This is a genomic window from Kitasatospora sp. NPDC034035, assembly GCF_055575755.1.
Window position 1 is genome coordinate 396,618 of sequence record NZ_JBVISA010000004.1, and the last position, 6,350, is coordinate 402,967.

6 protein-coding genes are annotated in these 6,350 nt (G+C 72.8%); 4 read left to right on the plus strand and 2 right to left on the minus strand.

All coding sequences use genetic code 11. From position 1 onward, the window contains the following. Positions 1-123: 123 nt before the first annotated feature. A complete protein-coding gene (gene fdxA, locus ACZ52J_RS08575) occupies positions 124-450 on the plus strand; it encodes a ferredoxin (RefSeq protein WP_030061559.1) in 327 nt (108 codons plus the stop codon). 20 nt (positions 451-470) lie between these two features. Then, a complete protein-coding gene (dapC, locus tag ACZ52J_RS08580; protein WP_465616877.1) occupies positions 471-1,619 on the plus strand; it encodes a succinyldiaminopimelate transaminase in 1,149 nt (382 codons plus the stop codon). A 111-nt stretch (positions 1,620-1,730) separates the two neighbouring features. Here the strand turns inward: dapC and ACZ52J_RS08585 are convergent, their stop codons facing one another. Both ACZ52J_RS08585 and ACZ52J_RS08590 read right to left on the minus strand, forming a co-directional pair. Next, positions 1,731-2,534 carry a hypothetical protein gene (locus ACZ52J_RS08585; RefSeq protein WP_465616879.1) on the minus strand — a complete coding sequence of 268 codons (804 nt, stop codon included), beginning with the start codon at positions 2,532-2,534 and terminating at the stop codon, positions 1,731-1,733. Positions 2,535-2,837: 303 nt separating this feature from the next. Then, positions 2,838-3,815, minus strand: coding sequence for a VldE C-terminal domain-containing protein (locus ACZ52J_RS08590; protein WP_465616905.1), 978 nt, complete (start codon positions 3,813-3,815; stop codon positions 2,838-2,840). A 346-nt stretch (positions 3,816-4,161) separates the two neighbouring features. On the opposite strand from ACZ52J_RS08590, the gene dapE reads away from it, so the two are divergent. Further along, positions 4,162-5,238: a succinyl-diaminopimelate desuccinylase gene (gene dapE / locus ACZ52J_RS08595; protein WP_465616881.1), complete on the plus strand. Its 1,077-nt coding sequence runs from the start codon at positions 4,162-4,164 to the stop codon at positions 5,236-5,238. Positions 5,239-5,370: 132 nt separating this feature from the next. Continuing rightward, positions 5,371-6,180 carry an LOG family protein gene (locus ACZ52J_RS08600; protein WP_360499964.1) on the plus strand — a complete coding sequence of 270 codons (810 nt, stop codon included), beginning with the start codon at positions 5,371-5,373 and terminating at the stop codon, positions 6,178-6,180. The last annotated feature ends 170 nt before the right edge of the window (positions 6,181-6,350 follow it).

Genomic DNA, 6,350 nt, shown 5'->3' on the forward strand with positions numbered 1-6,350 from the left:
CCTCCTGTGCATTTGCGGTCTCCGACCCGCGATACTAGGGGCGGGCATCGACGACGCCGCGCTCACCGCGCACGCGAGCAGAACAGAACGGGCCACCAGGCCCTTCCGAGGAGGAACGACAGCGTGACTTACGTCATCGCGCAGCCTTGTGTCGACGTGAAGGACAAGGCGTGCATCGAAGAGTGCCCGGTTGACTGCATCTACGAGGGCGAGCGATCGCTCTACATCCACCCGGATGAGTGTGTCGACTGTGGCGCATGCGAGCCGGTCTGCCCGGTCGAGGCGATTTTCTACGAGGACGACACTCCGGAGGAGTGGAAGGACTACTACAAGGCGAACGTCGAGTTCTTCGACGACCTGGGCTCGCCCGGTGGCGCCTCGAAGCTGGGCCTGATCGAGCGCGACCACCCGTTCATCGCCGCTCTGCCGCCGCAGAACGCCGACCACTGACGATCGGTGGCATCGAAGCTGTGAACAACGACAGCACGCGCGCGCCGTTCCCGGGCCACCCGGGGGCGGCGCGCCGCGTTTCGGAACTCCTGCCGGTCTTCCCCTGGGACAAGCTGGAGCCGTACAAGGCGACCGCCCTGGCCCACCCGGGCGGCCTCTGCGACTTCTCCGTCGGCACCCCGGTGGACCCGGTTCCCGAGGTGATCCAGAAGGCGCTGGCCGCGCACACCGACACGCCCGGCTACCCGACCGTCTGGGGCCCGCTGGAGCTGCGCGAGGCGATCGCCGGCTGGCTGCACCGCCGCCTCGGCGCCGAGATCGGCCCGCAGGCCGTCCTGCCGACCGTCGGCTCCAAGGAACTGGTGGCCTGGCTGCCGACCCAGCTCGGCCTCGGCCCCGGCGACCAGGTCGCCTACCCGCGCCTGGCCTACCCGACGTACGAGGTGGGCGCGCGGCTGTGCGGCGCCGAGCCGGTCGAGTACGACTCGGTGGACGAGCTGGACGGCTCCCGGGTGCGGCTGCTCTGGGTGAACTCGCCGTCCAACCCGACCGGCCGGGTGCTGGGCGCGGACGAACTGCGCCGCGCCGTCGAGTGGGCCCGCGAGCACCGGGCGCTGCTGGTCAGCGACGAGTGCTACTTCGAGCTGGGCTGGGAGGCCGAGCCGGTCTCCGTCCTGCACCCGGAGGTGTGCGGCGGCGGCCACGAGGGCCTGCTGGCCGTCCACTCGCTCTCCAAGCGCTCCAACCTGGCCGGCTACCGCGCCTCCTTCGTCGCGGGCGACCCGGTGGTGGTCAGGGAGCTGCTGGAGGTGCGCAAGCACGGCGGCATGATCGTGCCCGCCCCGGTCCAGGCCGCGACCGTCGCCGCGCTCGCGGACGACGCGCACGTGGCCGAGCAGCGGGAGCGGTACGCGGCCCGGCGCTCGGCGCTGCGCGCTGCGCTGGAGGCGTACGGCTTCCGGATCGAGTACTCCGAGGCGAGCCTCTACCTGTGGGCGACCCAGGACCGCCCGTGCTGGGAGACCGTGGCCGAACTGGCCGGGCTGGGCATCCTGGTGGCGCCCGGCGACTTCTACGGTCCGGCCGGCGAGCGCTTCGTCCGGGTCGCGTTCACCGCGACCGACGAGCGGGTCGCCGCGGCCGTGGAGCGGCTGAACGCGGCGTGCTGAGAACAGTGCGCTGAGCGAGGCGCGCTGGGCGAGGCGCCTGCCGCACGCCGAAGGGGCCGGTGTTCCGAGCGGAACACCGGCCCCTTCGTCATGCCGACTGCGGCACGCGGACTACAGCGGCAGGCCGCTGATGTTGCCGCCGTTCACGCCGTTCAGCAGCCCGCCGACCGGGCCGAGCGAGCCGGTCAGGCCGGACAGCGGGTTGTTCGGGCCGAGGTCGGCGCCGCCGAGGCGGTTGGCCGAACCGTGCTCGGCCAGGCCCAGGACGTCGGTGCCGGGCAGGTCGGCCGGCAGGGCGTGCTCGACCGAACCGAGCGGCAGCGCGCGCTCCACCGAGCCCAGCGGCAGGGCGTCGGTGACGGCGTTGGTGCCGGGGACGGCACCGGAGAGCTTGTCGGCGCCCGGCAGGGCCTGGGCGATGGCGCCCGCCTGGGCGAGCCCGCCGACCGGGCCGGCGTCCGCGTTGGCGCTGCGGGTGCCCATGCCCTTGCCGGTGACGGCCTCGCCGAGCTTGCCGGCCAGCGCCGAGGCGACCTTCGGGGTGACGGCGGAGAGCTGGCCGGTGGTGGCGGCGGTCTGGTCGACCGGCGCGGTCAGCGAGCCGGCCTTCTCGTTCGCCTCGGGGAGCTGGTGGGCGACGATGCTGCCGGCGGCGTCGGCGGAGGCCGGTACGCCGGCGGCGACGGTGGCCGCGCCGGTGGTGCCGGCGGCCTGGCCGAGCTGGTGGGTGGTGTGCTGGAGGGTGGAACCGGTGTCGGTGTTGGTCAGCTGGCCCAGCGGCGCTGCGAGGTCGCTCTTGGGCAGCAGGGCGTCCCCGCCCAGGGCGGACGCGGAGCCGGCCGCGACCAGCGGGGTCGCTCCGGCCGCCACGACGAGCGCGGCCTGAGCGATCCGGCGCGTGAGGGGGTGAGACATGGGGCTCCTCGAAGGGGTCTGGGTCCGTCCCGTCCGCCCCTGGGACCGGGCGTGGACGACCGGGCGGACGACGTTGTTACCGCTTGAGAAGCCAGAAGGTTTCGGCCGGTGCAAGAAAAGCTCCTGACCGACCATCGGATCGTAAGACTGCAGCAGTGGCGCACACCGGGCCTCGCCCGACAGCGCTGCACCGGTCCAGGCCAAGGGGAGTGACGGTTCTCCAACAGGGGTCGCCGAACGGGCGGCGGGTCCAGCGAAGTTGACCGGAATCACCCGTCCGGCGGCAACCCGAACGTGAGTGCGTCAGCCCTTGGCGGACGGCGCCAGAGTGACCTGGACGAGCTTGGTCGAGGTACCCGACGGCTGCGGCTGCCAGCCGTCCCCCGACTTGGACTTGCGCCAGATCTTCCCGTCGTAGGCGACCGTCGCGATGCCCAGCTGCTGGGCCTGGGCGACCGCCCAGTGGGCCACCTCCCAGCCGCTGGCCCGCTCGGCGCTCACCCCGCCGTCCGCGCCGGCGTCCGACGAGGACGTCAGCGCGGCGGTGGCCGGGTCCGGGGTCAGCGCCACCGCGTTCTCGGCGCCCTTGATGGTCGAGGCGTAGCCGGTGGCCGGCGTGACGGTACGGCCGAACTCCCGGCGCACCCGGTCGGACAGCACCTGCGCCCGGTCCGGCACCGCGACCGGGGTGGCGGAGGCGCCCGCCGTGGGGGACGGGGAGTCCGCCGGGTCCGGAGCGGCGTAGTCGTGCACGATGCAGGAGAACGAGGCGGGCTCCCGGCCCGCCAGCGCCGAGGTGAGCAGGGTCGCCTTGGTCTCGTGCTTGGCGTAGGCCTGCGGATACCCGCTCTTCTGCACAGCCTGCGCGGCGTCGGTCAGCGGCAGCCGGGTGTAACCGGGGACCTTGACCAGGCCGTCCAGGAACTTGTTCGTCGCGTACACCGGGTCCGCGATCTGCGCCGGGGTGCCCCAGCCCATCGACGGCCGCTGCTGGAAGAGGCCGATCGAGTCCCGGTCGCCGCCCTCGAGGTTGCGCAGCTTGGACTCCTGCATGGCGGTCGCCAACGAGATCGCGGTGGCCCGGTCCGGCAGCCCGCGCGAGCGCGCCACCGCCGCGATCGTCGCCGCGTTGGCGGCCTGCGGCAGCTCCAGGGTGCCGTTGCCGGCCGCGGTCTTCACCGTGCAGCCCTCGGTCTCGCCCGGCTTGAAGCCGAACCACCAGATGCCGACCACGGCCAGACCCGCGACCAGCGCGAGACCGAGCAGCCCGACGATCACCATCAGCAGCGCGCGCAGCGGCCCGCGGCGGCGGGCGGGCGCCGTCTCGTCGCCCAGCTCCTCGCTGCTCCTTCTCCTGGCCACCGTCGCCCCTCTCGCGCCTGCTTCTTGATCCGACACCGTACCCACTCGGACGGATGTGCGGCGCCCCCCGGTTGCCGTTACTCGCCCGCTCGCCTCCGGGCGCTCGGGATCCGGAGCCGACGGTCGGCGCTCCAAGGCCCTCGTTCCTCGGGCCTCCTCGCTACTCCCTTTCGGCTCCGGCGCGCCCTTCGGCTCGGGGCGGGGGCCCGAACCGTGTCACGGAACGACCACGGAGGGCACATCCGGCGCGGACTAGGCTGGCGCCATGAGCAGCCCGAACCCGACGCCCCTGGACCTCACTCTCGACGGCGGCGCGCTGACCGCCAGGCTCGTCGACTTCCCCTCGGTGAGCGGCGACGAGCAGGCGCTCGCCGACGCCGTGGAGGCCGCCCTGCGCGGCTGCCCGCACCTCACCGTGGACCGGTACGGCAACAACGTGGTCGCCCGGACGAACCTGGGCCGTGCCGAGCGGGTCCTCCTGGCCGGCCACCTGGACACCGTGCCGATCGCCGACAACCTGCCGTCGTACGTCGAGGGCGACCTGCTCTACGGCTGCGGCACCTCGGACATGAAGTCCGGCGTGGCCGTCCAGCTGCGGCTCGCCGCCACCCTGCCCGAGCCCAACCGCGACCTCACCTTCGTGTTCTACGACTGCGAGGAGGTGGAGGCCCACCGCAACGGCCTCGGCCACCTCGCCAAGGAGCGCCCGGACTGGCTGGCCGCCGACTTCGCGGTGCTGATGGAGCCCAGCGGCGCCATGGTCGAGGGAGGCTGCCAGGGCACCCTGCGGGCGCAGGTCCGGCTGACCGGTGTGCGCGCCCACGCGGCCCGCAGCTGGCTCGGCGACAACGCCATCCACCACGCCGCCGAGGTGCTCACCCGGCTCGCGCAGTACCGGCCGCGCCGGGTGGAGATCGACGGCCTGGAGTACCGCGAGGGCCTGAACGCGGTCCGGATCGACGGCGGTGTGGCCGGCAACGTGATCCCGGACGAGTGTGTCGTCACGGTCAACTTCCGCTACGCGCCGGACCGCAGCGAGGCGGAGGCGGAGAAGCACGTGCGCGAGGTCTTCGACGGCTTCGAGCTGACCGTCACCGACTTCGCCCCGGGGGCCCTGCCCGGCCTCTCCCAGCCGGCCGCGCAGGCCTTCCTGGCGGCCACCGGCGGCCAGGCCCGGGCCAAGTTCGGCTGGACGGACGTCGCCCGGTTCAGCGCGCTGGGCGTCCCGGCGGTCAACTACGGCCCCGGCGACCCGAACCTCGCGCACAAGCGGGAGGAGCACTGCTCGCTGAGCGCCATCGCGGAGACCGAGGAGCGGCTGCGGGCCTGGCTGACCAGCTGAGCGCCCCGCTCACCGGCAGAGCCTCGGCGCCGGGCAGCTGATCCGATCAGCGGTCGAACGCTACCTTCCGGTTGCCCAACCGACCTTCCCCCGTTGCCTGAAAACGGGGGAAGGCGGGCGTAGGGTTTCGTCATGACAGGCACAGGAGACGAAAAGCAGTACGGGCACGGCCCCGAGCAGGTCGGCGTGCCTCGGAAGAAGAAGGCCTGGCCCGAGAAGCAGAAGGGCCCGGTGCTGGTGCGCCGGGACCAGGTCGGTACGAGCACCACGGACCAGCGCCTGCTGGACACCACCGGCCCCACCGACTGGCTGCACACCGACCCGTGGCGGGTGCTGCGGATCACCTCCGAGTTCGTCGAGGGCTTCGGCGCCCTCGCCGAACTCCCGCCCGCGATCAGCGTCTTCGGCTCCGCCCGGACCCCGGCCGACTCGCCCGAGTACGAGGCCGGCATGGCCATCGGCCGGGCCCTCGCCGAGGCCGGCTACGCGGTGATCACCGGCGGCGGCCCGGGCGCGATGGAGGCCGCCAACCGCGGCGCCTCCGAGGCCGGCGGCCTCAGCGTCGGGCTCGGCATCGAGCTGCCCTTCGAGCAGGGCCTCAACGAGTTCGTCGACCTCGGGCTGAACTTCCGTTACTTCTTCGTCCGCAAGACGATGTTCGTGAAGTACGCGCAGGGCTTCGTGGTCCTGCCCGGCGGCCTCGGCACCCTGGACGAGCTGTTCGAGGCGCTCACCCTGGTGCAGACGAAGAAGGTCACCCGCTTCCCGGTGATCCTCTACGGCACCGCGTACTGGGGCGGCCTCTTCGAGTGGCTGAAGAACACCCTGGTCGCGCAGGGCAAGGCGGCCCCGCACGACCTGGAGCTGTTCCACATCACCGACGAGGTCGACGAGGTCATGAAGATCCTCGCCGACGCCCGTCGGCCCGCCAACGAGATCTAGCGCGAGCGAGCCGAAGGGGCACCGGGTTCCGAGCGTCCCGGAGGCGAGCCGGGCGCCGGCAAGGAGGCCTAGGCCCAATGCCGGTGACTTTGTGGTCTGTGTGTCGTTGGTTGTGGTGTGGCGAGGGTGGGGCAGGTCAAGTCGTGTGCGGGTGAGCGGTTGTCGGATCG

What these genes read in the sequence shown, in the direction of transcription:
- ACZ52J_RS08600 (WP_360499964.1), top strand. Translation starts at nt 5,371, where the DNA reads ATGACAGGCACAGGAGACGAAAAGCAGTACGGGCACGGCCCCGAGCAG.
- ACZ52J_RS08585 (WP_465616879.1), bottom strand. Translation starts at nt 2,534, where the DNA reads ATGTCTCACCCCCTCACGCGCCGGATCGCTCAGGCCGCGCTCGTCGTG.
- ACZ52J_RS08590 (WP_465616905.1), bottom strand. Translation starts at nt 3,815, where the DNA reads ATGGTGATCGTCGGGCTGCTCGGTCTCGCGCTGGTCGCGGGTCTGGCC.
- dapE (WP_465616881.1), top strand. Translation starts at nt 4,162, where the DNA reads ATGAGCAGCCCGAACCCGACGCCCCTGGACCTCACTCTCGACGGCGGC.